This is a genomic window from Leifsonia sp. RCC_180 (genome assembly GCF_058138205.1).
Genome location: NZ_CP200340.1, coordinates 3,081,436 through 3,105,485, shown reverse-complemented (window position 1 = coordinate 3,105,485; position 24,050 = coordinate 3,081,436). Strand labels below are relative to the sequence as shown.

The window sequence follows — 24,050 nt, the reverse complement described above, 5'->3', positions numbered from 1 at the left end:
CTCCCGAAGGTTCGCGGGTCCTAGGCCGTCCCCAGGACCTCGAACCCGGCGGTGAGCAGCGCCGCCTCGCGGGAGGAGGGGCCGACGAGAAGTTCGAAGGCGCCCGCTTCCACTCGGCGGGTTCCGGCGGCGTCCACGATCGAGCAGTCCCGCACCGGGAGCTCGAAGCGCACCCGAGCCGTCTCGCCCGGTTCCAGTTCGACCTGACGGTAGGCCTTCAGCTCTTTGTCCGTCCAGCTGACGCTCGTGACCGTGTCCCGCACATAGACCTGGACCGTCTCACGGACCGGTCGCCCGCCGGTGTTGCTCACGCTGACCTCGGCGATGATGTCCTCGTGCGCCCCGAGCTGAGTGCGCGCGAGAGTCAGGTCGGCGTACTCCACGCTCGTGTACGACAGCCCCTCACCGAACGCCCACGCGGGCTCCTGCGTCAGGTCGGCGTACCGGTCGCCGTGCTGCCCACGGATCTGGTTGTAGTACGTCGGCTGCTGGCCGACGTGCCGGGCGAAGGAGATCGGCAGACGCCCGGACGGCTCGATGCGGCCGGCCAGGATCTCAGCGATCGCCTGACCGCCCAGCATGCCCGGGTTCGCGGCCCAGATCACCGCGGCGGCGTCGGCAACCGACGGCGGCAGGACGAGCGGCTTGGAGGCGAGGAGCACCACGACGACAGGTTTCCCAGTCGCGATCATCGCGTCGAGCAGGGCGATCTGGCCGCCGATCAGTTCGAGTGTCGCCGTGGAGCGGCCCTCGCCGACCAGCTCGATCCTGTCACCGACCACGGCGACCACCACGTCGGACGCCTCGGCGGCGGCGACGGCTTCGTCGATCAGGACGGGATCCGGGTCGCACGGCACGACCACGTGGGGTCGTGGCTGCCCGTCGGGGAACGTCGTGCCCTGGGGATCGTCTTCCAGCGTGAGGATGTCGGCGCCCCTGGCATGGAGGACACTCCAGCCGGGGATCGCACGCAGACCGTCGAGCACGGTGGTGATCATCTCGCGCGGCTGACTGTCGAGCCATCCGGCCTGGCCCGATCCTCCCGCCCAGTCGCCGAGCTGACTCTGGGCATCGTCGGCCAGCGGGCCGACGAGCGCGATCCGGAGCGGCGTGGATGTGAGCGGCGCAGAGTCGAGCGGCGCAGAGTCGAGAGGCAGCGTCCCGTCGTTCTCCAGCAGCACGATCGAACGCCGAGCGATCTCGAGGTTCAGCTCGGCGTGCGCCGCGCTGCCTACCACGGTATCCAGTTCGGCCGCGGGAAGGCGGGGATCCTCGAACAGTCCGAGGTCGAACTTCAGCGTCAGGATGCGGGCGACGGCGGCGTCGAAGGCGTCCTCGCCCAGCATCCCCTGCGCGACCCCCTCGAGCGCGCCCTCGTAGAACTTCGGCGTGGTCATGACCATGTCGTTGCCGGCCTTCACCGCGGCGGCGGCGGCGTGCGCGTAGTCGGGCTGGATCTTCTGCTCCCAGACCATCCGGCCGACGTTGTCCCAGTCGGTGATGAGCGTTCCCGTGTATCCCCACTCGCCGCGCAGCACCTCGCTGAGCAGCCAGTCGTTGACCGTGATCGGCACGCCGTCTGTGCTCTGGTAGCCGAGCATGAAGGTGCGGCATCCCTCGCGGGCCACTCGCTCGAACGGCGGCAGGAACCAGCTTCGCAGCTTGCGCCTGGAGATATCGGCTTCGCTCGCGTCGCGGCCGCCCTGCGTCTCCGAGTACCCGGCGAAGTGCTTCGCCGTCGCGAGGATCGCCGTCGGATCGTCGAGCCCGTCTCCCTGGTATCCGCGCACCATGGCGCTCGCGAGTTCGCCGATGAGGAACGGGTCCTCCCCGAACGTCTCGCTGATCCGTCCCCAGCGGAGGTCCCTGGCGATGCACAGCACGGGCGAGAAGGTCCAGTGCACGCCGGTGACGGAGACCTCTTCGGCAGTCGCGCGGGCGACCCTCGCGATCAGGTCCGCATCCCACGACGCGGCCATGCCCAGCTGGGTGGGGTAGATCGTGGCACCGGGCCAGAACGAGTGCCCGTGGATGCAGTCCTCGCCGACGAGGAGCGGGATCCGGAGCCGGGTCTCGGCTGTGAGCCGATTCGCCTCCAGGATCCGTTCCGGAGAGGTGTGCAGGATGGAGCCGACGTGGCGCCGCAGAATGTGATCCCGCAGGTCGTCGCGCGCGTCGAGCTGCAGCATCTGCCCGACCTTCTCCTCCACGCTCATCCGTGCGAGGAGATCCGCGACACGTTCGGCTGTCGTCAGCGACGGGTCCTGGTACGGCGGGGTTCCCGATGTCAGGACCGGGGATGCTGATGGCAGAGTCGAGGTCATTCAGTCGTGCTTTCCCGTGGATGTGCGACCGGAGCGGTCGTTTGCGGTGCAGTGCGCACCTGGGTGACGGCGGTGTTGATGTTGATACCCTTGCGCTTCATCGCCCGAGCTCGCTCACCGGCCGAGCGCAGACGGGGGTTGACGTATTCGTCGATGCCGAAGTTGATGAGCGACAGTGCCACCCCGAGCAGTGCGATGCACAGACCGGCGGGAACGTACCACCACCAGTAGTCCGGGAACGCGTTGTTCTGCTGCGCCCAGAACAGGATGGTTCCCCAGTTGAGGTTCGACACCGGGATGACGCCGATGAACGCGAGGGTGGTCAGCCCCAGGACGGCGGCCGTCATTGTGCCGACGAAACTCGACGCGATGATCGCCAGGAGGTTGGGCAGCATCTCGACCAGGATGATGCGGTGCAACGGTTCACCGTTCGCCCGCGCGGCCTGGATGAAGTCGCGGTTGCGCAACGACATGGTCTGCGCGCGCAGGACGCGCGCGCCCCAGGCCCAGCCGGTCAGGCCGAGCACGGCGGCGATGAGCCACAGCGGCGGATCCTCGAACTGCGAGGCGACGATGATCATCAGAGGCAGTCCAGGGATGACGAGGAACACGTTCGAGAGGGCCGACAGCGATTCGCTCTTCCAGCCGCGCAGGTAGCCGGCGGTCACTCCGATGACGATCGCGACCACCGTGGCCATGATCGTCGCCAGGAACCCGACGACGAGGACGCCACGCGTTCCGTAGACGAGCTGGCTGAAAACGTCTTGGCCGATGTGCGTCGTGCCGAGGAGGTGCTTCAGCGAGGGCGGCTGAAGGGTCTCGTCCAGATGCTGCGCGTTCGGGTCGTATGGCGCGATCCACGGAGCGAAGATCGCGACGAGCACGAACACGCCCATGATGATCAGGCCGGCCGCGGACTTGCGGTTGCTGAACATCGCGAGCGAGGCTTTCAGCTGCGACCAGAAGGTGACCCTGGTGGGCCGCTGCCGGGAGGCGACCGCGACGGCCAGGGTCTCGGGAGCGCCGACGCCGGAGGGCTGGGCGAGCGTCTGGGATTCTTGGGCGGACGTTGTCATGGTCAGGCCTCCGTCTGACGGGTGCGGGGGTCGAGGATGGCGTAGGCGATGTCCGCGAGGATGTTCGCCACCAGCACGGCCAGGACCAGGACGAGGAAGATGCCCTGCATGAGCGCGTAGTCCTTCGCGCTGGTGGCATTGAGCAGCAGCAAGCCGATGCCGGGGTAGGAGAAGACCATCTCCATCACGATCGTGCCGCTGACGATGAAGCCGATGGCCAGGGCGAAGCTCTGGATCTGCGGGAGCACCGCGTTGCGGGCGGCGTATCGCCAGAGCACGCGTCGATCGGGCATGCCCTTGGCCTGCGCGACGGTGATGTAGTCCTCATCGAGGACCGTGAGCATCATGTTGCGCATGCCGAGGACCCAGCCGCCGAGTGAGACGATCACGATGGTGATCATCGGAAGCGCACCGTGCGAGATCACCTGGGAGATGAAGTCCCCGTTCCATCCCGGCTCCACGCCCAATTCGTAGGCGTGCCCGGCGGGGAACCAGCCCAGCGTCGTCGAGAACACGGCGATCAGGATGAGCCCGACCCAGAAGTAGGGCACGGTGCCGAGGAAGGTCGTCACGGGGACGAACACGTCCAGGCGCCCGCCGCGCTTCCATCCGATCACAGCTCCCAGGCTCGTCCCGATCAGGAACGAGACCACCGTGGCGAAACCGACGAGCCCCAGCGTCCACGGCAGGGCCGAAGCGATCGCCTCGCCCACCGGCGCCATGCCCGTGGAGATGGAGACACCCAGATTGCCGTGGAACAGCATGTTCCAGTAGTCGAGGTACTGCTGCCACAGGGGCACCGACGTGTCCAGGCCGAACATGGCCCTGAGCGCCTTCTCCGCATCCGGGGTCAGCTGTCCCTGGCTTCGCGCCATATACGAGGAGACGGCATCACCCTTCATCATGCGGGGCAGGAAGAAGTTGATCGTGATCGCCGCCCAGAGGGTGAACGCGTAGAACGCCACGCGTCCGCCGATGAAACGCCAAGGCACGCGCCTGCCGCGGCGCTCGGTCCTGGTGGCCATCGTCCCGACCAGCGTCGGGTCGACGTGGTCCGTGGTCGTTGCCTCGGCGCTCACAGTGCACCTCCTGAAGTGGATGCGGTCATCGCACCGAAGTGCGTCTCGGGGTCGGGGGACGCAGCGCGGAGCTCGCGGGTGTACGGGTCCTGCGGGCGGAGGATGACATCGTCCGCCGGCCCGTGCTCGACGATCCTGCCCTGATTGAGCACGATGATCTCGTCGCTGAAATGCCGCGCCGTAGCCAGGTCGTGGGTGATGTAGAGGACGCCGAGGCCTTCCTGGCTCTGGAGCTCGGCGAGCAGATTCAGCACGCCGAGGCGGATCGACACGTCGAGCATCGACACCGGCTCGTCGGCGACCAGGAGCGCTGGGCGGGATGCCAGCGCGCGAGCGATGGCCACGCGCTGGCGCTGACCGCCGGACAGCTCGTGCGGACGCCGGTCGATCACGGCATCCGCATCCAGCCGCACTCGCTGCAGCAGGCGCCGCACCTCGTCATCGATCTCCGCGCGCGGAACGACGTCGTCCAGACGCAGAGGTCGCTCGATGTGGTGGCGGATCGAGTGCGACGGGTTCAGCGAGGCGAACGGATCCTGGAAGACCATCCGGAGCTGCTGACGATACTTCCGCAAGCGCTTCCCGGACCGTGGGATCGGGCTGCCGTCCAGCAGCACCTCCCCGCTGGTGGGGGTCTCGAGCTGCGTGAGGATCTTCGCGATCGTCGACTTGCCGCTGCCCGACTGGCCGACCAGCCCGATGGTCTGGCGCGGGCCGAGGGTGAAGCTGACGTCGTCCAGGGCCTTCAGCTGCCCGGCACCGCGCACGTTGTAGATCTTGGTGACGTTCGTGAATTCGAGCGTGGTCATCGTACGACCACCCCTCTCTCGCCGGTGAGGCGCGGAAACGACCGGAGCAGCTTGCGCGTGTACTCGTGCTGGGGATTCGTCCAGATCTGCTCCGCTTCGGCGAGCTCGACGATCTCGCCCTCGCGCATGATCGCGATGCGGTCGCTGATCTCGAGAAGCAGCGGGAGGTCGTGGGTGATGAAGACGACGGAGAAGCCGAAGTCATGGCGGAGCTGGGAGATCTGCTTGAGGATCTCGCGCTGAACGAGCACGTCGAGGGCGGTCGTCGGTTCGTCCATGACCATCAGTTGCGGGCGGAGCGCAAGGGCCATGGCGATCATGACCCGCTGGCGCATGCCGCCCGAGAGCTCGTGGGGGAAGGAGCGCCGGCGCTGTGCGCCCACCTTCACGATCTCCAGGAGGTCGATCACCTCAGAGCGACGCTGCGCACGGCTCATCTCCGGTCGGTGGACCAGGAACACGTCTTCGAGCTGCGACCCGATGGTCGCCACCGGGTTGAGTGCGTTCATCGCTCCCTGGAAGACCATGGAGACCTTGTCCCACCGGAAGCGACGCATCTCCTCCGCGTCGAGCGAGTTGATGTCGATGTCGTCGCCGCCTTCGTCGTGGAACACGACGCCGCCACTGCTGATGACGGCCGGGGGCTTGAGGAGGCGCTGCACTCCGTAGGCGAGGGTGGTCTTCCCGCACCCGCTCTCGCCGGCGAGGCCGACGATTTCACCGCGCTTGATGTCGATCGTGACGTTCTTGACCGCCTCGACCGGCGGATCCACGTCGTACACGACCGAGAAGTCGCGCACAGAGAGAAGGGAGTCTGTCATGGGATGTCGCTTTCACGCCGTCCGCGGACCGCCCGGGGTGGACGGGGGCCGAGAAGCCCTCGTCCACCCCGGACGCGCAGGGTGCTTACGTGCTTGCCTACTTGCCAGCCGGCTTGAGGTTCATGATCACCTGAACCGCCGAGGGCTGCGTCGGGTCGGCCGTCGCGTACTGGTTGCTCTCACTGGGCCAGCCCGTGAACTTCCGGGTGTCGTACTCGGCCAGCTGCGGGTGGGTACCGATCGGGATCGCCGGGACGTCCTCCACGAAGATCTTCTGCAGCTTGTTGAGCGCAGCAGTCCGGGCGGCGTCGTCGGACGCCTGTGCGTACTCCTTGAGCAGAGCGGTCGCCTCGGGGTTGTTGTACCGTCCGAAGTTGTCCGAGACCTTGCCGTCGGCGGCCTGGTCGATGTAGCTGCTGTTCATGACGTCGTCGTAGATGTGCCACGGGTTCGAGCCGGAGCCGGTCCAGTGCAGGACCGCATCGAAGCTTCCGGAGGCGACGTTGGCGAACCAGGTGTCGGCGTCGGGCGTTGCGACCTTCGCGTCGGCGCCGAGCGTGCTCTTGATCTGCGTCGCGACCAGCTGGATGCCGGTGACGTAGTCGTTCCAGCCCTGCGGGTCCTGCAGGGTGAAGGAGACAGGCGAGCCGGACGGATCGATCAGAGCGCCGTCCTTCCAGGTGTACCCCGCGTCGGTCAGCACCTTCTTGGCGCCGTCGACATCGATCTTGAACGTCTGGTCCTTGTACTCGGGAGCGATGTACTGGTCGCCGGTCGGCTGGGGGATGCCGGTGACGTTGGTCAGTTCCGGCCCGGCATTGCTGCGCGCCTTCTCGGCGTGCGCCTTCCGGTCGACGACCATGTTGACCGCCTTGCGGAACGCGACGTTGTTGAACGGAGCCTTCGTGGTGTTGACCACGATCATGTCCGGGCTGAGCACGTTGGCACCCCAGAAGACGTTGTGCTTCGGGTCCTTGTCCACGTAGTTCTTCTGGTAGTCGGTGATGAAGATCTGCGCCCAGTCCGTCTCGCCGCTCTGGAGAGCGCGGAGCAGACCCGTGTTGTCGTTGTACTCGAGGTACTTCAGTTCGGCCACCGGAGGCTTGCCGCCCCAGTAGTCGGAGCGCGCCTTGAGCACGACACCCTGCGACGAGAAGGTCTTGATCGTGTACGGGCCGGTGCCGACCGCGTTCTTCACGGCGTCCTTCGTCGGGTCCGCGATGCTCTTCCACTGGTGCTCGGGAACGATGGCGACCTGGAGCACGTCACCCTGCTTGACGAACTTCGACTCACTGAAGTTCAGCACGACGTTGTCGCCGTCCTTCTTGACGTCCGTCAGCTTGAGGCCGCCCAGGTCGAGAGCCGGGGTGCTCTTGATCAGGTTGTACGTGAACACGATGTCGTCGGCGGTGAAGGGCTTGCCGTCGCTCCACTTCACGTTCGCCCGCGGAGTGACCGTCAGCTGCGTGTAGTCGGAGTTCCATTTGACCTTCGAGGCGAGCCAGGGGGTCGTCTCGTTCTTGCCGACCGGGTTCACGATCGCGAGGGGCTCGTACAGCATCCGGTCGTAGCCGAGCGACATGCCGGAGCCGGTCGTGATGAACGGGTTGTTGATCTGCGTCGCCAGGATGGCCGCGCCATCGGGCTTCGCGACAGTGAGCGAGCCTCCACTCGAGCTGGTCGCCCCGGACGACCCGTTCGACGCACAGCCGGTCAGGGCCAGTGCGCTGATTGCTGCGATCGCGGACACCGTGACGAGCGTTTTTCTAAGCCTCATTGCTTCTCCTTCTGGCGGGCACATCCGTTGTGCCCCGTGGTGCGGGATGTCGGCTGACAGTAACTTGCTTACTGGTCAGAAAGCAAGCTGGGTCAGAGGTTACTGAGTGGTAAGCTCCGTCGCAAGAGGCACGAGACAGAGGATGGACGATGGCCACGACGGGCGGCAGCACCACTCCGCGCCCGGAGACCGAGCGCAAGCGCGAGAAGATCCTTCGGGCGGCGATCGAGACATTCGGCACCAAAGGGTCCGCCAACGGCACCCTCGCCGACATCGCCGATCAGGTCGGGATGACGCATGCCGGCGTGCTGCACCACTTCGGCTCCAAGCAGAATCTGCTCCTCGAAGTGCTCGAGTTCCGCGACCAGGACGACGTCGCGCACCTCGAGGGCCGTCACATCCCCGGCGGTCCGGCCCTGTTCGCCCACCTGGTCGACACCGCGCTGCGCAACTCGCGGCGGCCAGGCATCGTGCAGGTCTACACGGTGCTCTCCTCAGAAGCGGTGACCGACGAGCACCCGGCGAAGACCTACTTCCAGGATCGTTACCGAACCCTGCGTATCGAGATCGTCGCGGCGTTCCGCGAGCTGTGCGCGCAGGAGAACGTGAGCGACCCCACCACGATCGACATGGCCGCCGCATCCATACTCGCCGTCATGGACGGGTTGCAGCTGCAGTGGCTGCTCGACCCCGAGGGGGTCGACCTCGCGAAAGCGAGCGAGTTCGCCATCGAGGCGATCGTGAACGGTGTCCTGCGCCCGGGACCGACGGTTTCGTCGTACGTCCGCACGACCTCCCCTGTCGAGTAACCGCCGCGAGAACGAGGAAACGGCGGCCCGATCGGGACCGCCGTTCTCAGTGTTGTTAGCACTGTAGCGAGGTGGGCCGACTGAGCGCGACAACGAATGGCGCCCACCGGCTCGCGTTTGTGAACCGTCGCTCTTCAAGCTGTAGCGGGGCTTCGATGGCGCCCTGTTCCCTCTCGCGGCGGGCGCCGCAGGGCGCCCGCCGCAGCCGTCAAGCCTGTGGAAAAGCCGCGACGACGTCGATCTCGACGAGGATGTTCGCCAGCTGCGAGCCGACCGTCGTGCGCACCGGGTAGGGCGCGGTGAAGAACTCCTCGTACGCCGTGTTGAACTCGGCGAAGTCGCTGAGGTCCTGCAGGTGCACCGTCGACTTGACGACGTCATCCATCGTCAGGCCCTGCATCGCGAGCACCTTCTGGATGTTGCGCAGGACCTGCCGGGTCTGGTCCGCCACATTGTCGGCGATCGCGTTCCCGTTCCCGGCGTCCTGCGGCCCGAACCCGGCCGTGTAGAGGAAGCCGTTCGCGACGACCCCGTGGCTGTAGGGGCCGGCGGGCGCTGGTGCCCCCTCCGCGTAGAAACCGGTCTTCGGCATGGTGCTGTTCCTTTCTGTTGACAACAGGGTGATCCCCCTGCGGGGAGGTCTCAGGCCGGCCCGCCGGGGTGGCGGCGCAGCCCGCGGCCCGGGAGGGCGCCGCTGAACTCGCCTCCCGAGAGGACGGGGACACCGGCGACGAAGACGTCGTCGATGCCGGTCGCCAGAAGGCGGGGATTCTCATAAGTGGCACGGTCGGCCACCGTTTCGGGGTCGACGACCACCAGGTCGGCGACCGCCCCGGCCACGACGGCGCCGCGCCGTCCCAGCCCGAACCGGCGTGCCGGCAGGGCCGAGAGATGATGCACGGCGTCGGACCAGCTCCACGTTCCGAGCTCCCGCACGTATTCCCGCAGGTACCGGGCGAAGGACCCGGCCGCACGCGGGTGCGGATGGGCGCCGATGAAGATGCCGTCGGAGCCGCCCGTGTGTCTGGGGTGGGCGAAGATCCGGGCCAGCTCGGTGGCGGGCCGGGGATTGCGCACCGCCATGACGGCGCTGCACTCGAGCTGAGACGCCGCCAAGGCGTCGAGCGCGAAGTCGATCGGAGACGTGCCCACGCGCTGAGCGGCGACGCGCAGGGTGAGGCCGTGGGCCCACGCCAGCTCTGGAGCGGCGATGTGCGCAAACGTGATCATGTCGGGCCAGTCAGGACCCAGGCTGGCGCTCTCGGACGCCCTCCTTTCGCCCGCATCGCGCAACGCCGCCCGCCGGGACGGGTCGGAGATCAGGGCCACGGCGTCCTGCGGCAGCAGTGTCGAGATCTCGGGGGGAAGCAGGGGCATGCCGAGGAGCGTGCAGCCGCGGATGTACGGGTAGGCGTCGAACGTCGCGTCGATCCCCGCCTGTTCGAGGCCGCCGAGCTGGTTGAGCAGGATATCGGCGTCCGCATGGAAGTGCGAGACGTGCACCTTCAGTGGGGACCCGGCCCCTCGGCGCGCCTGCCGCGAGATCTCCGCTGCCTCCGAGATCCCGACCGCGGTGTTCGCCTCGTAGCCGCCGCGCATGTGGGTGACGTAAACACCCCCGGCGCGCGCGACCGGTTCGCACAGGGCGGCGAGCTCGGCAGCGTCCTGGAATAGGCCAGGCACGTAGTCGAGCCCGCTCGACAGCCCCAGCGCGCCGGCGTCCATCCCCTCGGCGACAAGCGAGGCCATCCGGCGCCGCTCGTCGTCCCCGGCGGGGCGGTCGTGCCGTCCGCACACCTCGAAGCGCACCGTCCCTGCCGGGATGAGGTAGCCAGCGTTCAGTGCCGATGTCCCGTCGGCGGCGGAGAGATAGGCGCCGACTCCACCACCGCGATACGACGGGTGCGGGCCGTTAATCGCCGCGAAGTACTCCGTCGCGTACGCGCCGTCGCCCGGCGCGTAGGAGACGCCGTCCTGACCGCCGATCACTGACGTGACCCCCTGCCGCAGCAGCGCGAGCGCGACATCGGGGTCGCCGAGCATGCCGTCGGCGTGGGAGTGGACGTCGATGAATCCGGGAAGCACCAGCCTGCCGGAGACATCCACGACGGCGTCGGCCGCGCCGCGGTCGACGTGCCCGACGTGGACGATCTCATCCCCGTCGACGGCCACATCCGCGCGCACGGGACCGTCCGCGGAGATCACCGAGCCGCCGCGCAACACGGTACGAGTGGTCATCGCGTTCTCCTCAGAACCACGTGCGGACGAGGTCCACGACCAGGTCGGACTCGGCGGACTCGACCACGGGGAGTACGCGCCACTTGTCGAACGCGGTGCACGGGTGCGAGAGACCGAGTTGCACGACCGCTCCGATCGGCAGCGGCCGATCGGTCCGCACGTACGAATGCTGGTCGTTCATCGCCGACACGTGCCCCTGCAGCGGACTCCAAGGCTCCGACGAGTCGACGCGCCAGGCGCGAGGAATGGGCAGCCCCTCGTCGTACGGGAGGTCGCGCTTGCCGCCGTCGACCAGCGCCAGGCCGGGCTCGGGGCTCGACACCACGCGCGCGTACCCGTGCATGGCGTTCACGAATCGCGGCGAGCCCGCGGCGGCACCGCCTTCGTCGAAAGGGGAGATGCCGCGGTAGAACCCATCGTCGTGCACGATGTACGCACCCGAGCGCAGGGTGAAATGCGTTCTTTGGTCGCGGGCGGCCCCCTCCCAGACGTGGGCGACGATGTCGAAATAGGCGCTGCCTCCCGCGGTCACGAACAGCTCGCCGTCGTCGTACAGCGGCGCCAGCGCGCCGTGCAGCTCGAGTTGCGCCTGCAGGTACGTCGTCACTGCGGAGAGAACGGCCGGCGAGCGGTCGTGCCCGAGGCTTCCCTCGTACCCCGAGACGCCGGCGAGTCGGAGCACAGGAGAAACGGCGATGCGCTCGGCGACCGCCACCGCTTCCGCCACCGACCGAGCGCCGGTGCGACCGCCGACGGCGCCCAGCTCGACACAGACGTCGACGGGCCGCGCTGCTCCCGCCGAGCGCAGGCCGTGCTCCATCGCCTCGACCGTGGCGACGGAGTCAGCCCAGCTGACGAACCGGAAGTCCGGGTCGGCCAGCTCGCCCGCGAGCCAGGCGAGCGACCGCGGATCGACGGCCGCGTTGGCGAGCATGATCGACAGGAGGCCGAGGTTCCGCCCCGCGCGGACCTGCCCCATCGTGGCGAGGGTAATGCCGAGCGCGCCGGCATCGGTCTGCCGCTTCCAGAGCGCAGGAGCCATCGTCGTCTTCCCGTGAGGCATGAGGTCGAAGCCGCGCGCGGCGCACCACGACGCCATCGTCCCGACGTTGGCCGTCATCGCGGCGTGGTCCAGCGCGATCAGCGGGGTCCAGAACTCGTCCAGCCGGGGGCCGGTGGCCAGGAAGTCGGCGATCGAGAGACCCACCGCCCGGTCGGGCAGCCCTTTGTCCCGTGCCGTCAGCGTGTCCCGTGCTGTCGACGGCGCGTCGTCCACGCGGACCATGCCGGCTCCTTCCCTAGCGGGTCTTCTGGGTGGCTGCGAGTTCATGAAGCCGGCCTGCGCCCTCGACGTCGGGCCGGATCGACGCCATCAGCGTAGCGATCACACCGACGAGGGATATCACGGCGGCGTAGACGACGACGGGCCAGAACGAGCCGCCGGCGGCCGCGACCAGTGCGGTGCAGATGAGCGGGGCGAGTCCGCCTCCGAGGGTGTTGGACATCTGGTAGCCGATGTTGACGCCCGTCGTCCGCGCCTCCGGGTCGAACATCTCCACGAGCATGGTCGACAGGGTCGCTTGCATGGCGACGCCGAACAGCACGAAGCCGAGGATCTGGCCGAGCCAGATGAGCCAGAGATTGCCGGTGCTGAAGAGCATGAATGCGGGATAGACCATTGCAGCGAAGCCGACACACCCGATGATGTAGACGGTGCGGCGTCCGATGCGGTCCGAGATCGCTCCCCACAGCGGGGCGACGACGACCTGAAGCAGGCCCACGATCATCGTCCCGGCGAAGCCCATCCATGCAGGGAGGTTCTTGTTCGACACCATGAACGCGAGACCGTAGGTGAGCACGACGTAGCCGGCGATCGACTGGGGCAGACCGATGAGGATGCCCATGATCGCGTTCTTGGGGTGCCGGAACGCCTCCACTAGCGGGTTCGCCTTCTTGCCCGCCGCCGCGATCTGCAGCGCCTGTGTGTCCAGGAACTCCTCAGAGTCCTCCAGCTGGCGGCGCAGCACCACAGCAGCGATGGCGAGCACGAGCGAGAACAGGAACGGCAAGCGCCAGCCCCACTGCAGGAACCACGACTCGGGAGTGAGCCCGAGCCCCGCCATCAAACCGCCCGTGACGACGTTCGCAATCCCCGCGCCGGAGATCAGGAACGCACCGTAGAGCCCGCGCCTCCCGGTGGGTGCGGCCTCGACGACCATCGTCGCCGCCCCACCCATCTCCCCTCCGACGAAAAAACCCTGCAGCAGCCGGAACAAAAGCAGCAGGAGCGGAGCCGCAATCCCGATGGTCTGGTCGGACGGGATCAGGCCGATGGCGGTGGTGGCGAGTCCCATGCCGACGACGGTGCTCATCAGCACGGTCTTCCGGCCGACGCGGTCGCCGACCATCCCCCAGACGATGCCGCCGAGCGGCCGCAGGAAGAACCCGACGGCGAAGGTCGCGAACGACGCCAGCTGAGCGACCACGGGGTCGCTTGACGAGAAGAAGACCGCGGGGAAGACCGCCGCAGACGCGAGGCCGTACAGGTAGTAGTCGTAGTACTCGATCAGCGTGCCGATGGCGCCGCCTGCTACAGTCTTGCGCTGCTTGCGGGACAGACCTCGCGTCACGGTCACGGTCGTCGTCGTCGTTGTCGTCATCCGAGCCTCCTTGCTGGTGCGTTGTCGGGGATTGTGGTGCCACGCGCGGTGTGCGGCCCCCGCCTCTCGCCATAGGTGACGTCAAGCTAACAGGCAGATAGACATTCTGTCCAACTGCCGTATTATTTGTTCAGAGGTGGATGATGGAGACCAGGACTGCACAGGAGACGGCAAAGTGGGCAACCGCTGCGCTCGCCGATGAGGTCGCGCGCCAGACGTATGAGACCGCCGCGGAGGTGCTGCGCTTGTACCGCCCCGTGATGCGGGCGCTCGCCGCCGCTGCCGGCCCCACCACCGAGGTCGTGCTGCATAACCTCGACGGCGCCGATGTCGACCTCGGCCACACGATCATGGCCATCGAGAACGGTCACGTCACCGGCCGCTCGGTCGGCGGTCCATCGACCTCGCTGGGACTGGACGTGCTGAAGGACCGCCGTGGCGACCACGACGCGTACGGCTACACCGGCCACACGAGCGACGGACGCGAGCTGCGCTGCTCCTCCGTCTACTTCCACAACGCCGTGGGCGACATCATCGCGTCGCTGTGCGTCAACGTCGACCTCAGTCCGCTTCAGCAGGCCCGCAACATGCTCGCCGCGCTGCTGCCGGAGGAGCAGGCGGCGCCCGACGCGCCCCGGGAGCACATCGGCGCGGACCTCATCGCCGTCATGGACTCGATGATCAGCGAAGCCATCCACGAGATCGGCCGGCCGGTGGAGACCATGTCACGCGAGGACAAGATCGGCGTCCTGAAGCGGCTCGACCAGCGCGGCGCGACGCAGATGCGCAAGTCGGTCGAGGCGATCGCGAAGCGGCTCGGGATCTCGCGGGTGACCGCGTACAACTACCTGGAAGAGGCGAGAGCCCGACGATGAGCTCCGAGACGAACAGCACCGTGCCCGCCCTGATCGCGCTCGGTGAGACGATGGTGCTCCTCGCCCCGGGCGACGCGACGCGCCTCCAGGACGCCGACCAGGTCCGCTTGAGCATCGGTGGCGCTGAGTCCAACGTCGCCGCCCACCTGGCCGCGCTCGGCCATCATGCGGCCTGGGTCGGTGCGCTCGGGGAGGACGTTCTCGGCCGTCGCGTGCATCGCACGCTGACAGAACTGGGTGTGGATACGCGCTGGGTCGTGTTCGATCCGGAGGCCCCCACCGGTGTCTACTTCAAGGACCCTGGCCACGGAGTCCTCTATTACCGGACGGGCTCGGCGGGATCCCGGATGACCGCGGCCGGTGTCGGCCACCTGCCCCTGGAGGACGCCGCGATCGTTCATCTCTCCGGAATCACTCCTGCTCTCTCTGCGGAGTGCGCCGACCTGATCGACGTCATCATCGACCGCGTCCGCGGCGCGGCCCGCGGAGAACTGAGCTTCGACGTGAATCACCGCGCACCGCTGTGGGAGGCGTCAGTCGCCGCACCAGTGCTGCTCCGGCTTGCGAAGCGGTCTGACATCGTGTTCGTCGGCCTCGACGAGGCGCACACCCTGTGGGGGTGCGATACCCCCGCCGAGACGCGGAAGCTGATCCCCGATCCCGCTCATCTGATCGTCAAGGACTCCGACGTCGGCGCGACGGAGTTCTCCGGTGACGACGAGGTCTTCGTGCCGGCGATCCCGACCCAGGTCGTCGAGGTCGTCGGCGCCGGCGACGCCTTCGCCGCGGGTTGGCTCGCCGCCAAGCTCGCAGGGGCGCGGGCCGAGGAGCGTCTGCAAGGCGGACACCGGCGGGCGCATCTCGTGCTGCAGTCCACCGAGGACGTCGTCGGCACAGTCGCGACCGGCTCCGGGGCCAAGCGATGACCACACCACCGATCACCGCAACCGACGAAGGGATGCCCGTGGACAATTCAGGATTCGAGGAGCTGTTCGGCGGCTCGCCGCTCATGGCCATCCTCCGCGGGATGGGCGTCGAGCGGAGCCTTGCCGTCTCGACGACGGCCTGGGATCTCGGCATCGATGTCGTCGAGCTGCCGATCCAGTCCGCCGAGGATCTCGAGGCGCTGCGCGTGGTTGCTGCCGCCGCGAAGGAGCGCGGGAAGGTCGTCGGAGCCGGAACGGTCGTCTCCCTGGAGCATGTCGCACAGGCGGTGGAGGCAGGAGCTGCGTTCACCGTCAGCCCGGGCCTCGACCTCGACCTCGTCTGCGCGTCCCACGACGCGGGGCTGCTCAGCATGCCCGGGGTCGCCACCGCGAGCGAGGTGCAACTAGCGATGAAGGCGGGACTCACCTGGCTGAAGGCCTTCCCGGCCTCCGTGCTCGGCACGGCGTGGCTCGGCGCCATGCGTGGCCCGTTCCCGCTGGCGCACTTTGTGACGACCGGCGGTATGAGCGCAGCCAACGCAGGAGAGTACCTGCGGGCCGGCGCCCGGGTCGTCGCCGTCGGCTCGGCGCTCGAAGACCCCGCCCAGCTGCCGCAGCTCGCGGCCCTACTCGACCCGGCGAAGGCGTCGTGACCGACATCGCGGCGCGGCTGGCCCACGTCGAGGCACGGCTGGCCTACGAGATCGACGTGGTCGCGGCTCTCGCGGCGGTCGAGGCCGGAGCCGCGGTCCTGATCGACACCCGGCGGCTCGCATCCTGGGAGCATGGGCACATCGCCGGGGCGCTGCACCTGCCGGCGACGGCAATTGATACGCGGCTCGACGAACTGCCCCGCGACCGCATGCTGATCGTGTATGGCTGGGGGCCGGGGTGCAACGGCGCCACCGGCACCGCACGCTCCCTCCTCGCGGCGGGCCTCGACGTCCGAGAGCTGCTCGGCGGCTACGAGTACTGGGTGCGAAACGGCTTCGCCACCGAGTCGGGCGACGCGATCACATGCGCCACTCCCGATCCGCTGGTGACCGCCGAACGCTGAAGGCCAGAGCCCTGAGTGGGCCGCGCTCGGCTTCTGACTCGCGAAAGACGCCGTCGCAGCACTCGTCCGGCAGATCGGCGCGGAGCCTGTCGATGTCGGACCGCTCCGGACCGCACGGCAATTGGAGACCCTGGCCGGATTCGAGGTCGCGCTGGTCGACCGCGGCTACGCGCCGTACGTCGGTCTCCGGCTGGCCGCCGGGCTCGATGCGCGTGCTGCTGACGGCCCTCGACCGTGAATCTCGGTCGCCTGCCGAACCCCGCGATGGACCGGACCGAGGAGGTCACGGAGTTCCGTTTGAAGCGCCTGGTAGGAGAGCGCACACATCTGCCCTGGCGCCTTCGGAACGTTGACCTAGGAATCTGTGACGCCACTGACCAGCTTGGTCGAGCAGGACGTGAGAAACGAGGCGCAGCGTGCACGCCGTCCACATGTTGTTGTTCGTCTCGGCTTGCGCGGAATCTCGCGGATAGCTGTCGGCTTCGCGGATTAGGCTTTTGGCGTGCCGTCGACGCTCGGCGAGTTCCTCGCCCAAAGCCGCTCCCGCGTGGATCCGTCCACGATTGGGATCAAGACGGGTGGCCGACGCCGCGTCCCAGGGCTGCGGCGGGAAGAGGTCGCGGCGCGCGCCGACGTAAGCGTGGACTATTACACGCGCCTGGAGCAGGGGCGGGAGGTCTCGCCGTCACCCGCCGTCGCGGAGAGCATCGGCTGGGCGCTCGCCCTCGACGAGCACGGGCTCGCGCACCTGTACCGTCTCGCCGGGTTGACCCCGATGCGCGGGGAGTCGACGCCGGCGACGGTGGACCCGCGGTTGGACGCTCTGTTGGCTGAGTGGCGCCAGCATCCAGCGCTCATCCTTGGTCACGCCTTCGACGTCCTCGACACGAATCCGCTCGGCGAGGCCCTCTTTTTGGGCTTTCCGCAAAGCCGGAACATGCTGGCTTCGCTGTTCGTCGATCCCGTTGCCCGCAGCCTCTACGTCGACTGGGAGCAAATCGCCGAGAGCACGATCGCGGGCTTCCGGCTATTGGAGTCGGCTCAGCCGCGCGACACCCGCATCGCTGAGCTCCGGGACGGGCTGCTCGCCGCATCGCCCACGTTCCGGTCGTACTGGCACGAGCACCGGGTCCAGGGGCGCCGGCTCGAGACCAAACGCTTCCGGCATCCGCTCGTGGGCGAGCTGACGTTGAACATCCAGTCCTTCGACGTTCGCGCAGCCCCCGGGCAGGAGCTGGTCGTCTACCGCGCGGAGCCGGGGACCGTCTCGGCCAGGCGGCTGGGGCGCCTGCGCGCCTCACTGGACCGCCCGGACGGCTGAGCGGGGCTCGGCAAGCCGATGCCGCGACCCGCTCGGGGCGTCTCCTACTGCGCGGTCCACCCGCCGTCCACCGCGAGCAGCGCGCCCGTAATGAACGATGCCGCCGGCGACGCGAGGAACGAGACGGCCTCGGCGACCTCACCGGGTGTGCCGATCCGGCCGATGGGATGCGCCGACCCGAAGGAGGCGAGCATCTCGCGGCCGTTCTCGACCACTCCCTCCATGATGTCGGTGTCGATGACGCCGGGCAGCACCGCGTTGCTGCGGGTGCCGTGCTTGCCACCCTCGATCGCGAGCACTCGCGTGATCTGCGCGAGCGCCCCCTTGGAGGCGGCGTAGGCGGTTTGCGTCTCGAACGCCACGACGGAGGAGACCGAGGCGATCGAGACGATCGAGCCGCCGCCGGCCTGCTGCATCACACGGAACGCTTCTCGCGCGTGCAGGAAGTTGCCGCGCGCGTTCACCGCGAGGATGGCATCGAACTCCTCGGCGCTGGTCTCGGTGATCGGCTTGTTCAGGGTGCGGCCGGCGTTGTTGACAAGGATGTCGAGCCGGCCGAAGCGTTGCAAGGCGAGATCGATCGTCGCGCGGGCGGCCTGCTCGGACGACGCGTCGCCTACGTAGGTGGCGACATCCGGTGTGTCGAGGTCGCGGACGGAGTCCGCGATGTCGCTGACGACGAGTCTCGCCCCGCGGCTGCGGAGCAGTTCGGCGGTGGCGCGGCCGATTCCACGGGCGCCACCGGTGACCACGGCGACCTTGTCTGTCAGGTCATGGAGCGAAGAAGTGACGGGCACGATGATGAGTCCTTCCAATCGGGGGGTGTTCATCAACGATGCCCGGACTGAGGCGACGCGAGAAGGACGGGGTCCTCCGGGGTGCGGTGCACCCTCCTTGCGGATCGCTCTGCGCGGTTCGTCCCCGGTTCGACCGAAGGCATGTCGCTGTTCGCGTGCCCCGCTCGACGTCTGTTTTCCGCCAGAGCGCGGCTGCGAGAATCGTCACGATGGATGGGTGACCCTCGCTGACACCGCCTCCAGCCATCCCTCGCTCGTAGACATCGACCCGGCCATCCTCTACTTCGGAACACCGGTCGCCCTCATCAGCACCGTTTCCGGCTCCGGACATCCGAATGTCACGCCGATGTCATCCGTGTTCTGGTTGGGCCGCACGGCTTTGCTGGGACTCGCCGCGCGCTCGCAGGCGGCAATGAATCTCACGGAGACGGGCGAGTGCGTGATCGTCCTCCCCTCCTCCGATCAGGTCGAGGCGGTCGATCGTCTCGCGCTGACGACGGGTCGGAACCCTGTCTCAGAACGGAAGGCCGCGGTCGGCTACGCCTTCGAACGAGACAAGTTCGGACGCGCGGGACTGACGCCGGTACCTTCGCATGGGGTGCGGCCCTTCAGCGCCGCTGAGTGCCCGGTCAATCTGGAGGGTCGAGTGGTGGCGCTCCACCCCCTGGAGGCCGACGATCCGCAGGCGGCCGGCAGCATCACTGCGTTCGAGGTGAAGGTGGGAGCGGTGCGCATCCACGAGGACCTCCGGATGGCGGGCCACCCGAACCGTATCGACCCCGATCGTTGGCGGCCCTTGATCATGAGCTTCCAGAAGTTCTATGGGCTGACCGAACAGGTGCATCCGTCACGACTGTCGACCATCAGCGAAGAGTGGTACCGACGACGGGGATCGGGGCGATAACCCAGCGTTTCCTATCCGAGTGGAAAGCCGATCACCGTTCTACGAGGTCTTCCCAGTCGTCGGCCGGCAGCCAGGGAGGTGTCGGCGGAGACTTCCACCGTGATCGGCTCAATCAGGGTGATCGCTGTACCCCAGCGCATCCCGCACGTCCCCCAAAGAGCCCACTTGCTGATCTGCTGACGCGGTCGAAAGCATGTCCGACGGGGGAACAGGGGGTTCCTCCATGATCAATGGGGGTCTCAATGAGTTCAACAACCATCAGCACAGCCCAGCGCAGGACGCTGTCCAGATCACGGATCATTGCCGCTTTCGCGCGGCATTCGTCGCCGCGTTCCTGTTCGGTTTCGCGCCGAATGCGGCCAATGCGGGGACGGCGAACAGCGCGACCGGGACGTTCACGACAAACGGTGTGGGCTATCAGAACTACGCGAGCGTGCGCACCTCTACAGGGTCTGCGATCGCGTACACCTACACGGGCCCGCGCTCGACGTCGGTCGCATCCGGGTGGGTGGGGTCTCGCGGGAGACTGTTCACTGGGGGCGGTGCCCTGAGTTGCGAAGGGGCCAACAGCTTCAGCAGTGTGACCCTGGGCGCCGGCGCCTACTGGTCGGGGACCTCGTGCACCCGTGGCGGGTCCGGGAACTGGTACAGCTACGGGGTGTCGTCTACGTACACCGGCAGCGGGTACGCCACCACGTACACCTTCCAGAGTCCCCAGCAGAGCTCCTGAGCGCGAGAGGAAACGAAGACCATGAACAAGATGAAGTCCACTCTCGTCGTCCTTGGAGCCGCCGCCTTCGCGACGGTGGGTCTCGCAACCGGCGCCGCCTTCGCCGACGGTATTCCCGCGGTGCCAGCGCCTCACGGACTGTCGGCGGCCGATGGCACGCCGACCACGCCGAAGGCCGAGCCGAAGTACAAGGCGAATGCTCGAGGTTTGACCTTCGGGTCGGCGATGAGCGCCACTTCGCCGACCAATGAGCCTGACCTCATTCTCGTTGTCGCAACCAACGGGGCCGAGGGCTACGTTCTGAAGTCGGATCTACACAAAGCCGAGGGAACCGGGTTCAGCACCCCCGCTGAGGCCTTGGCCTGGCAGGAGTCAGTACAGGGCAAGGACCAAATCCTCCCGGTCTACACCTCCGATGGAGCCACGGTGATCGGCGAGTTCGTCGTCAAGCCCACGGTCGGGACAGTCACCCAGAAGTAACCGCAAGAATCGCTGAGGGGCACACGACCGAAACGTCGGTTGCGTGCCCCTTCTCCGTTCGTGGAACCGACATCGGAGTGCTGGACATTACAGGGTATGAACGCCGAACCAACCGACCTCGACCTGCTCAAGCAGGCCAGCGCCGGTGACGGGGACGCGTTCGCCCAACTCTTCCGCCGCCACCGCGACCGCGTGTTCCGCCACACCCTGCGGCTGGCCAGCAGTCCCGCCGACGCCGAGGACCTTGTCGCCCTGACCTTCGCCGAAGCCTGGCGGAAACGCAACCACATCCGCTCGGACGACCGTTCCGTACTGCCGTGGCTGCTCGTCACCGCCTCAAACCTGGCGCGCAACAACGTGCGCGCATTTCGCCGACACCAGGCCCTCCTCGCGAAGATCCCCGCACCGGAACCCGTACCCGACCACAGCACCGACGTCCTGGATCGCGTTCAGCAGGACGAGATCGAGGCCCGAGTCCGAGAGGCCTTCGACCGGCTCAGCGACCGCGACCGCGAAATCCTCAGTCTCTGCGTGCTGGAGGAGTTGAGCACCAATCAGGTCGCCATCCTCCTCCGCGTCCCGACCGGCACCGTGAAGTCCCGGCTCTCCCGTGCACGGAGCCGCCTCGCGGAGCTGATCTCGGTCGACCTCTCAACGGAAGAAATCAGGAGCATGCGATGACCGTCATGTTCGACCCACAACGCAGCGCAGCGCTCGAAGCAGCACTTGCCGCCCAAGTCCGTTTCGACACCGATCCAGCGCAGGTAACCAAAGTCCGCCGTAAGAAATGGATCATCGGCGGAGCCGTCACCGCCGGCGCCGCCCTGAGCGTCGCAGCATCGGCGGTCATTGTCGGCCTTCCCGGCTGGACTGCCCTTCCCGGCGCTGACCCGAGCGCGTCCGCCTCGTACGCGCCGATCCCCGACTGGCCGAAGAACGCCAACGGACAAACCTACGGAGTACAAGGATCAAGCCCCATCCCGCCCGACCTCATCCAGGTGCAAGGCGAAGACGCACAGGGCAACCCGGTCAACGGATACGTGTTCAGTCACGACCTCACCCTCGCCGAGAACGGCGGCCCCGAGCCCACCTCACCGGCGCAAGCATTGAGACAACAGCAGGACCGCCTCAAGAAATACCCGAACGGACAATGGCTCCCCGTCTACAAGAGCGACGGCGAGACCCGAATCGGTCGTTTCCTCGTCGGGACAGGGAACTGACATGAGGAAGCTTGCCAGAGGCGACGTCCTCCCCCAATGCCGCTCGGCGCGAGCGACGCTCGCGTCCGACTCAAGACTCCGCGCAGATGACAAGGGGCATACCCGCGCGGACTAAGGACGGTGCCCGCCGCATGGTGCCTGGGGGTAGGCCGCGGCGGGCACCTACCGACCCGATGGAGTTCAAACAGCGGGAACGGCTGCACAACAGTGTGGCATCCCAAAAGACGGAAGGGCACCAAAATGTTCGCAACTCGATCGATCGACCCGGCGGCTCTAGAACTACCGCCCACCCAACCGATCGACATGACTCAACTCATCGATCAAGCTCTCGAGCAACGTCAATAGCGGCATGACTTGGGACCGCGGAACCGCGGCCACCGTCATCGCATGACACAACTTCATGGCGAACAGTGGCCGACCCTACCGGGAGTGTCTTGGCGATCGTCTCCCCTGTCGCCGGCGCTGTCTGCCGGACAAAGGCCGGGACGGGATCGTCTTTTGATGACGGGCGCGGCGGCAACCAGAAGACACCGACCGATGGTCAGGGGATCTTGCACTAACAGAGGCCGGCCTGCCGGTGATGACCATTCACGACCTGCGGCACACCGCGGCGTCTCTGGCGGTCAGCGCCGGCGCCAACGTGAAGGCGGTTCAGCGCATGCTCGCACACGCGTCGGCGGCCATGACACTCGACACGTACAGCGACCTCTTCGATGACGATTTCGACGCTGTAGCCGACCGAGTTCACGCGGCCGCGATTTCAAGTGTGGGCAAACTGTGGGCAAATCGCGTCACGGAAACGAAGAAACGGCAGTCCGATAAGGACCGCCGTTCCCAGTGTTTATAACGCTTGTAGCGAGGGCGGGACTCGAACCCGCGACACCACGATTATGAGCCGTGTGCTCTAACCACCTGAGCTACCCCGCCGTGGCATCTCCACGTCGCGCGACGGGGAGACGGAGCCCCCTGTGGGAATCGGACCCACTACCTCTTCCTTACCAAGGAAGTGCTCTACCAATGAGCTAAGGGGGCGTAACCGGGCGCCGGCCGGTGGGCCAGACGTTTTCGGCAACCGTAAGAGAATACCATCCGCCGCGGTGTGCTCCGTACCACCGTGAACGGGCGACGGCGCCCGGCTTCGTCCCCTCGGCTCACGCCGCCAGTGCGGCCTCCGACGCGCCCGAGAGCGCCTCCAGCTCGTCGGCGGAGAGCTCGAGCTCGACAGACGCAAGGAGGTCGGGCAGCTGCTCGGTCGTGCGTGCGCTTGCGATGGGCGCAGTGATCGTGGGCTGCGCGGCGAGCCAGGCGAGAGCGACGGACGCCACGGAGGCCTCGTGCGCGGCAGCGACCTCGTCGAGCGCAGCTAGGACGGAGCGCCCGGTGTCGTCCAGGTACTTCGCGGCACCGCCGGCGCGGGCGCTGTCGACCGTCACCCCGTCGCGGTATTTGCCGGTCAGGAACCCGGCCGCCAGGGCGAAGTACGGCATGACGCCGAGCCCCTCGCGCTCGGCGATGGGGCGGTACGAGGTCTCGAAGGCGCGTTCGACCAGGTTGTAGTGCGGCTGAAGCGCGACCGCACGGTGAAGACCCTCGCGCTCGGTGATGCGGAACCACTCGTCGATGCGCTCGGGCGAATAGTTCGAGATGCCGATGTAGCGGACCTTTCCGGCGTCGACCAGCCCGGAGAGCGCGGCGACCGTCTCCTCCAGCGGCACGGTCTCGTCGTCGAAGTGCGCGTAGTAGAGGTCGATGTATTCGGACTGCAGGCGCTCGAGCGACGCGTCGGCAGCCCGGCGGATGTTGTCCGCTGCAAGGCCCTTGAAGTCGGGATGCTGCGAGACCTTGGTGGCGAGCACCACCTGGTCGCGGTTGCCGCGCGCGTCGAACCACTCGCCGAGGATGCGCTCAGAGTCGCCCCCGGTGTTGCCCGGGACCCACGCCGAATAGCCGTCGGCCGTGTCCACGAAGTTGCCTCCGGCAGCGGTGTAGCCGTCGAGCACGGCGAACGATGTCTCTCGGTCGGCCGTCCAGCCGAAGACGTTGCCTCCGAGCGAGAGCGGATAGACCTCGAGGTCGGACGAGCCGATGGTGCGACGCGGTGCAGTCATTCTGATCTCCTTCTTTGTCTCTTTCTCACGGTAACGCGG

At 67.5% G+C, this 24,050-nt stretch carries 23 protein-coding genes, 2 tRNA genes and 1 pseudogene; 12 read left to right on the top strand and 14 right to left on the bottom strand.

Annotated elements, in window-relative coordinates; all coding sequences use genetic code 11:
* Positions 1-20: 20 nt before the first annotated feature.
* The 6 genes from AB7E03_RS15385 to AB7E03_RS15360 all read right to left on the bottom strand — a co-directional run bounded on the left by AB7E03_RS15385 (position 21) and on the right by AB7E03_RS15360 (position 7,886).
* On the bottom strand, positions 21-2,324 hold the full coding sequence (locus AB7E03_RS15385) for an exo-beta-d-1,3/1,6-glucosidase (protein WP_489942207.1): 2,304 nt from the start codon (positions 2,322-2,324) through the stop codon (positions 21-23).
* Positions 2,321-3,400 carry an ABC transporter permease gene (locus AB7E03_RS15380; protein WP_489942206.1) on the bottom strand — a complete coding sequence of 360 codons (1,080 nt, stop codon included), beginning with the start codon at positions 3,398-3,400 and terminating at the stop codon, positions 2,321-2,323. The genes AB7E03_RS15385 and AB7E03_RS15380 overlap by 4 nt, the downstream gene beginning before the upstream one ends.
* Positions 3,401-3,402: 2 nt before the next feature.
* Positions 3,403-4,425 carry an ABC transporter permease gene (locus AB7E03_RS15375; RefSeq protein WP_489942924.1) on the bottom strand — a complete coding sequence of 341 codons (1,023 nt, stop codon included), beginning with the start codon at positions 4,423-4,425 and terminating at the stop codon, positions 3,403-3,405.
* A gap of 50 nt (positions 4,426-4,475) precedes the next feature.
* Positions 4,476-5,288 (bottom strand): ABC transporter ATP-binding protein, encoded by an 813-nt coding sequence (locus AB7E03_RS15370; protein WP_489942205.1) that lies wholly within the window; start codon positions 5,286-5,288, stop codon positions 4,476-4,478.
* Positions 5,285-6,109, bottom strand: a complete 825-nt coding sequence (locus tag AB7E03_RS15365; protein WP_489942204.1) for an ABC transporter ATP-binding protein — start codon at positions 6,107-6,109, stop codon at positions 5,285-5,287. Before AB7E03_RS15365 ends, AB7E03_RS15370 begins: the two co-directional genes overlap by 4 nt.
* A gap of 97 nt (positions 6,110-6,206) precedes the next feature.
* Positions 6,207-7,886 (bottom strand): ABC transporter substrate-binding protein, encoded by a 1,680-nt coding sequence (locus tag AB7E03_RS15360; protein ID WP_489942203.1) that lies wholly within the window; start codon positions 7,884-7,886, stop codon positions 6,207-6,209.
* Positions 7,887-8,035: 149 nt separating this feature from the next.
* Here AB7E03_RS15360 and AB7E03_RS15355 point away from each other — a divergent pair, with 149 nt between their 5' ends.
* Positions 8,036-8,695, top strand: coding sequence for a TetR/AcrR family transcriptional regulator (locus AB7E03_RS15355; RefSeq protein WP_489942202.1), 660 nt, complete (start codon positions 8,036-8,038; stop codon positions 8,693-8,695).
* A gap of 208 nt (positions 8,696-8,903) precedes the next feature.
* Here AB7E03_RS15355 and AB7E03_RS15350 read toward each other — a convergent pair whose 3' ends face one another.
* Genes AB7E03_RS15350 through AB7E03_RS15335 form a run of 4 tightly spaced genes read right to left on the bottom strand, consistent with a single transcriptional unit; the run spans position 8,904 to position 13,593 of the window.
* The gene (locus AB7E03_RS15350; protein WP_489942201.1) at positions 8,904-9,287 is read right to left on the bottom strand and encodes a RidA family protein; all 384 of its coding nucleotides are present in this window, start codon (positions 9,285-9,287) and stop codon (positions 8,904-8,906) included.
* A 50-nt stretch (positions 9,288-9,337) separates the two neighbouring features.
* Entirely contained in the window at positions 9,338-10,933 is a 1,596-nt protein-coding gene (locus AB7E03_RS15345) for an N-acyl-D-amino-acid deacylase family protein (protein WP_489942200.1), read from the bottom strand.
* Between the two features lie 10 nt (positions 10,934-10,943).
* Complete coding sequence (locus AB7E03_RS15340; RefSeq protein WP_489942199.1) at positions 10,944-12,218, bottom strand: type III PLP-dependent enzyme domain-containing protein; 1,275 nt, start codon at positions 12,216-12,218, stop codon at positions 10,944-10,946.
* 13 nt (positions 12,219-12,231) lie between these two features.
* Positions 12,232-13,593, bottom strand: a complete 1,362-nt coding sequence (locus tag AB7E03_RS15335) for an MFS transporter (RefSeq protein ID WP_489942198.1) — start codon at positions 13,591-13,593, stop codon at positions 12,232-12,234.
* A 143-nt stretch (positions 13,594-13,736) separates the two neighbouring features.
* Here AB7E03_RS15335 and AB7E03_RS15330 point away from each other — a divergent pair, with 143 nt between their 5' ends.
* The 5 genes from AB7E03_RS15330 to AB7E03_RS15310 all read left to right on the top strand — a co-directional run bounded on the left by AB7E03_RS15330 (position 13,737) and on the right by AB7E03_RS15310 (position 17,772).
* Complete coding sequence (locus tag AB7E03_RS15330) at positions 13,737-14,468, top strand: helix-turn-helix transcriptional regulator (protein ID WP_489942197.1); 732 nt, start codon at positions 13,737-13,739, stop codon at positions 14,466-14,468.
* Entirely contained in the window at positions 14,465-15,394 is a 930-nt protein-coding gene (locus tag AB7E03_RS15325; RefSeq protein ID WP_489942196.1) for a sugar kinase, read from the top strand. Before AB7E03_RS15330 ends, AB7E03_RS15325 begins: the two co-directional genes overlap by 4 nt.
* Positions 15,391-16,047 (top strand): bifunctional 4-hydroxy-2-oxoglutarate aldolase/2-dehydro-3-deoxy-phosphogluconate aldolase, encoded by a 657-nt coding sequence (locus tag AB7E03_RS15320; protein WP_489942195.1) that lies wholly within the window; start codon positions 15,391-15,393, stop codon positions 16,045-16,047. The genes AB7E03_RS15325 and AB7E03_RS15320 overlap by 4 nt, the downstream gene beginning before the upstream one ends.
* A complete protein-coding gene (locus AB7E03_RS15315) occupies positions 16,044-16,451 on the top strand; it encodes a rhodanese-like domain-containing protein (protein WP_489942194.1) in 408 nt (135 codons plus the stop codon). The genes AB7E03_RS15320 and AB7E03_RS15315 overlap by 4 nt, the downstream gene beginning before the upstream one ends.
* A gap of 502 nt (positions 16,452-16,953) precedes the next feature.
* On the top strand, positions 16,954-17,772 hold the full coding sequence (locus AB7E03_RS15310; protein WP_489942193.1) for a helix-turn-helix transcriptional regulator: 819 nt from the start codon (positions 16,954-16,956) through the stop codon (positions 17,770-17,772).
* 44 nt (positions 17,773-17,816) lie between these two features.
* Here AB7E03_RS15310 and AB7E03_RS15305 read toward each other — a convergent pair whose 3' ends face one another.
* The gene (locus tag AB7E03_RS15305; protein ID WP_489942192.1) at positions 17,817-18,569 is read right to left on the bottom strand and encodes an SDR family NAD(P)-dependent oxidoreductase; all 753 of its coding nucleotides are present in this window, start codon (positions 18,567-18,569) and stop codon (positions 17,817-17,819) included.
* Between the two features lie 217 nt (positions 18,570-18,786).
* On the opposite strand from AB7E03_RS15305, the gene AB7E03_RS15300 reads away from it, so the two are divergent.
* From AB7E03_RS15300 to AB7E03_RS15275, 6 genes and pseudogenes are all read left to right on the top strand, one after another.
* On the top strand, positions 18,787-19,473 hold the full coding sequence (locus tag AB7E03_RS15300; protein WP_489942191.1) for a flavin reductase family protein: 687 nt from the start codon (positions 18,787-18,789) through the stop codon (positions 19,471-19,473).
* A 223-nt stretch (positions 19,474-19,696) separates the two neighbouring features.
* Positions 19,697-20,203 (top strand): hypothetical protein, encoded by a 507-nt coding sequence (locus tag AB7E03_RS15295; protein WP_489942190.1) that lies wholly within the window; start codon positions 19,697-19,699, stop codon positions 20,201-20,203.
* Between the two features lie 21 nt (positions 20,204-20,224).
* Entirely contained in the window at positions 20,225-20,683 is a 459-nt protein-coding gene (locus AB7E03_RS15290; protein WP_489942189.1) for a hypothetical protein, read from the top strand.
* A 96-nt stretch (positions 20,684-20,779) separates the two neighbouring features.
* Positions 20,780-21,364 carry an RNA polymerase sigma factor gene (locus AB7E03_RS15285; RefSeq protein WP_489942188.1) on the top strand — a complete coding sequence of 195 codons (585 nt, stop codon included), beginning with the start codon at positions 20,780-20,782 and terminating at the stop codon, positions 21,362-21,364.
* The gene (locus tag AB7E03_RS15280; RefSeq protein WP_489942187.1) at positions 21,361-21,903 is read left to right on the top strand and encodes a hypothetical protein; all 543 of its coding nucleotides are present in this window, start codon (positions 21,361-21,363) and stop codon (positions 21,901-21,903) included. The genes AB7E03_RS15285 and AB7E03_RS15280 overlap by 4 nt, the downstream gene beginning before the upstream one ends.
* A gap of 571 nt (positions 21,904-22,474) precedes the next feature.
* Positions 22,475-22,750: pseudogene (locus AB7E03_RS15275) on the top strand (tyrosine-type recombinase/integrase); the annotation flags it as partial.
* Positions 22,751-22,756: 6 nt separating this feature from the next.
* Here the strand turns inward: AB7E03_RS15275 and AB7E03_RS15270 are convergent.
* The 3 genes from AB7E03_RS15270 to AB7E03_RS15260 all read right to left on the bottom strand — a co-directional run bounded on the left by AB7E03_RS15270 (position 22,757) and on the right by AB7E03_RS15260 (position 24,011).
* Positions 22,757-22,830, bottom strand: a tRNA-Met gene (locus tag AB7E03_RS15270).
* 33 nt (positions 22,831-22,863) lie between these two features.
* Positions 22,864-22,935: transfer RNA gene (locus tag AB7E03_RS15265), tRNA-Thr, on the bottom strand.
* A gap of 119 nt (positions 22,936-23,054) precedes the next feature.
* Positions 23,055-24,011 (bottom strand): aldo/keto reductase, encoded by a 957-nt coding sequence (locus AB7E03_RS15260; RefSeq protein WP_489942186.1) that lies wholly within the window; start codon positions 24,009-24,011, stop codon positions 23,055-23,057.
* Positions 24,012-24,050 lie beyond the last annotated feature (39 nt).

Bases quoted from the DNA above. Each gene is read 5' to 3' on its own strand.
- AB7E03_RS15295 (WP_489942190.1), top strand. From the start codon at position 19,697: ATGATCAATGGGGGTCTCAATGAGTTCAACAACCATCAGCACAGCCCA.
- AB7E03_RS15345 (WP_489942200.1), bottom strand. From the start codon at position 10,933: ATGACCACTCGTACCGTGTTGCGCGGCGGCTCGGTGATCTCCGCGGAC.
- AB7E03_RS15375 (WP_489942924.1), bottom strand. From the start codon at position 4,425: ATGGCCACCAGGACCGAGCGCCGCGGCAGGCGCGTGCCTTGGCGTTTC.
- AB7E03_RS15320 (WP_489942195.1), top strand. From the start codon at position 15,391: ATGACCACACCACCGATCACCGCAACCGACGAAGGGATGCCCGTGGAC.
- AB7E03_RS15360 (WP_489942203.1), bottom strand. From the start codon at position 7,886: ATGAGGCTTAGAAAAACGCTCGTCACGGTGTCCGCGATCGCAGCAATC.
- AB7E03_RS15385 (WP_489942207.1), bottom strand. From the start codon at position 2,324: ATGACCTCGACTCTGCCATCAGCATCCCCGGTCCTGACATCGGGAACC.
- AB7E03_RS15260 (WP_489942186.1), bottom strand. From the start codon at position 24,011: ATGACTGCACCGCGTCGCACCATCGGCTCGTCCGACCTCGAGGTCTAT.
- AB7E03_RS15330 (WP_489942197.1), top strand. From the start codon at position 13,737: ATGGAGACCAGGACTGCACAGGAGACGGCAAAGTGGGCAACCGCTGCG.
- AB7E03_RS15340 (WP_489942199.1), bottom strand. From the start codon at position 12,218: ATGGTCCGCGTGGACGACGCGCCGTCGACAGCACGGGACACGCTGACG.
- AB7E03_RS15350 (WP_489942201.1), bottom strand. From the start codon at position 9,287: ATGCCGAAGACCGGTTTCTACGCGGAGGGGGCACCAGCGCCCGCCGGC.
- AB7E03_RS15280 (WP_489942187.1), top strand. From the start codon at position 21,361: ATGACCGTCATGTTCGACCCACAACGCAGCGCAGCGCTCGAAGCAGCA.
- AB7E03_RS15335 (WP_489942198.1), bottom strand. From the start codon at position 13,593: ATGACGACAACGACGACGACGACCGTGACCGTGACGCGAGGTCTGTCC.
- AB7E03_RS15365 (WP_489942204.1), bottom strand. From the start codon at position 6,109: ATGACAGACTCCCTTCTCTCTGTGCGCGACTTCTCGGTCGTGTACGAC.
- AB7E03_RS15355 (WP_489942202.1), top strand. From the start codon at position 8,036: ATGGCCACGACGGGCGGCAGCACCACTCCGCGCCCGGAGACCGAGCGC.
- AB7E03_RS15325 (WP_489942196.1), top strand. From the start codon at position 14,465: ATGAGCTCCGAGACGAACAGCACCGTGCCCGCCCTGATCGCGCTCGGT.
- AB7E03_RS15370 (WP_489942205.1), bottom strand. From the start codon at position 5,288: ATGACCACGCTCGAATTCACGAACGTCACCAAGATCTACAACGTGCGC.
- AB7E03_RS15380 (WP_489942206.1), bottom strand. From the start codon at position 3,400: ATGACAACGTCCGCCCAAGAATCCCAGACGCTCGCCCAGCCCTCCGGC.
- AB7E03_RS15285 (WP_489942188.1), top strand. From the start codon at position 20,780: ATGAACGCCGAACCAACCGACCTCGACCTGCTCAAGCAGGCCAGCGCC.
- AB7E03_RS15290 (WP_489942189.1), top strand. From the start codon at position 20,225: ATGAACAAGATGAAGTCCACTCTCGTCGTCCTTGGAGCCGCCGCCTTC.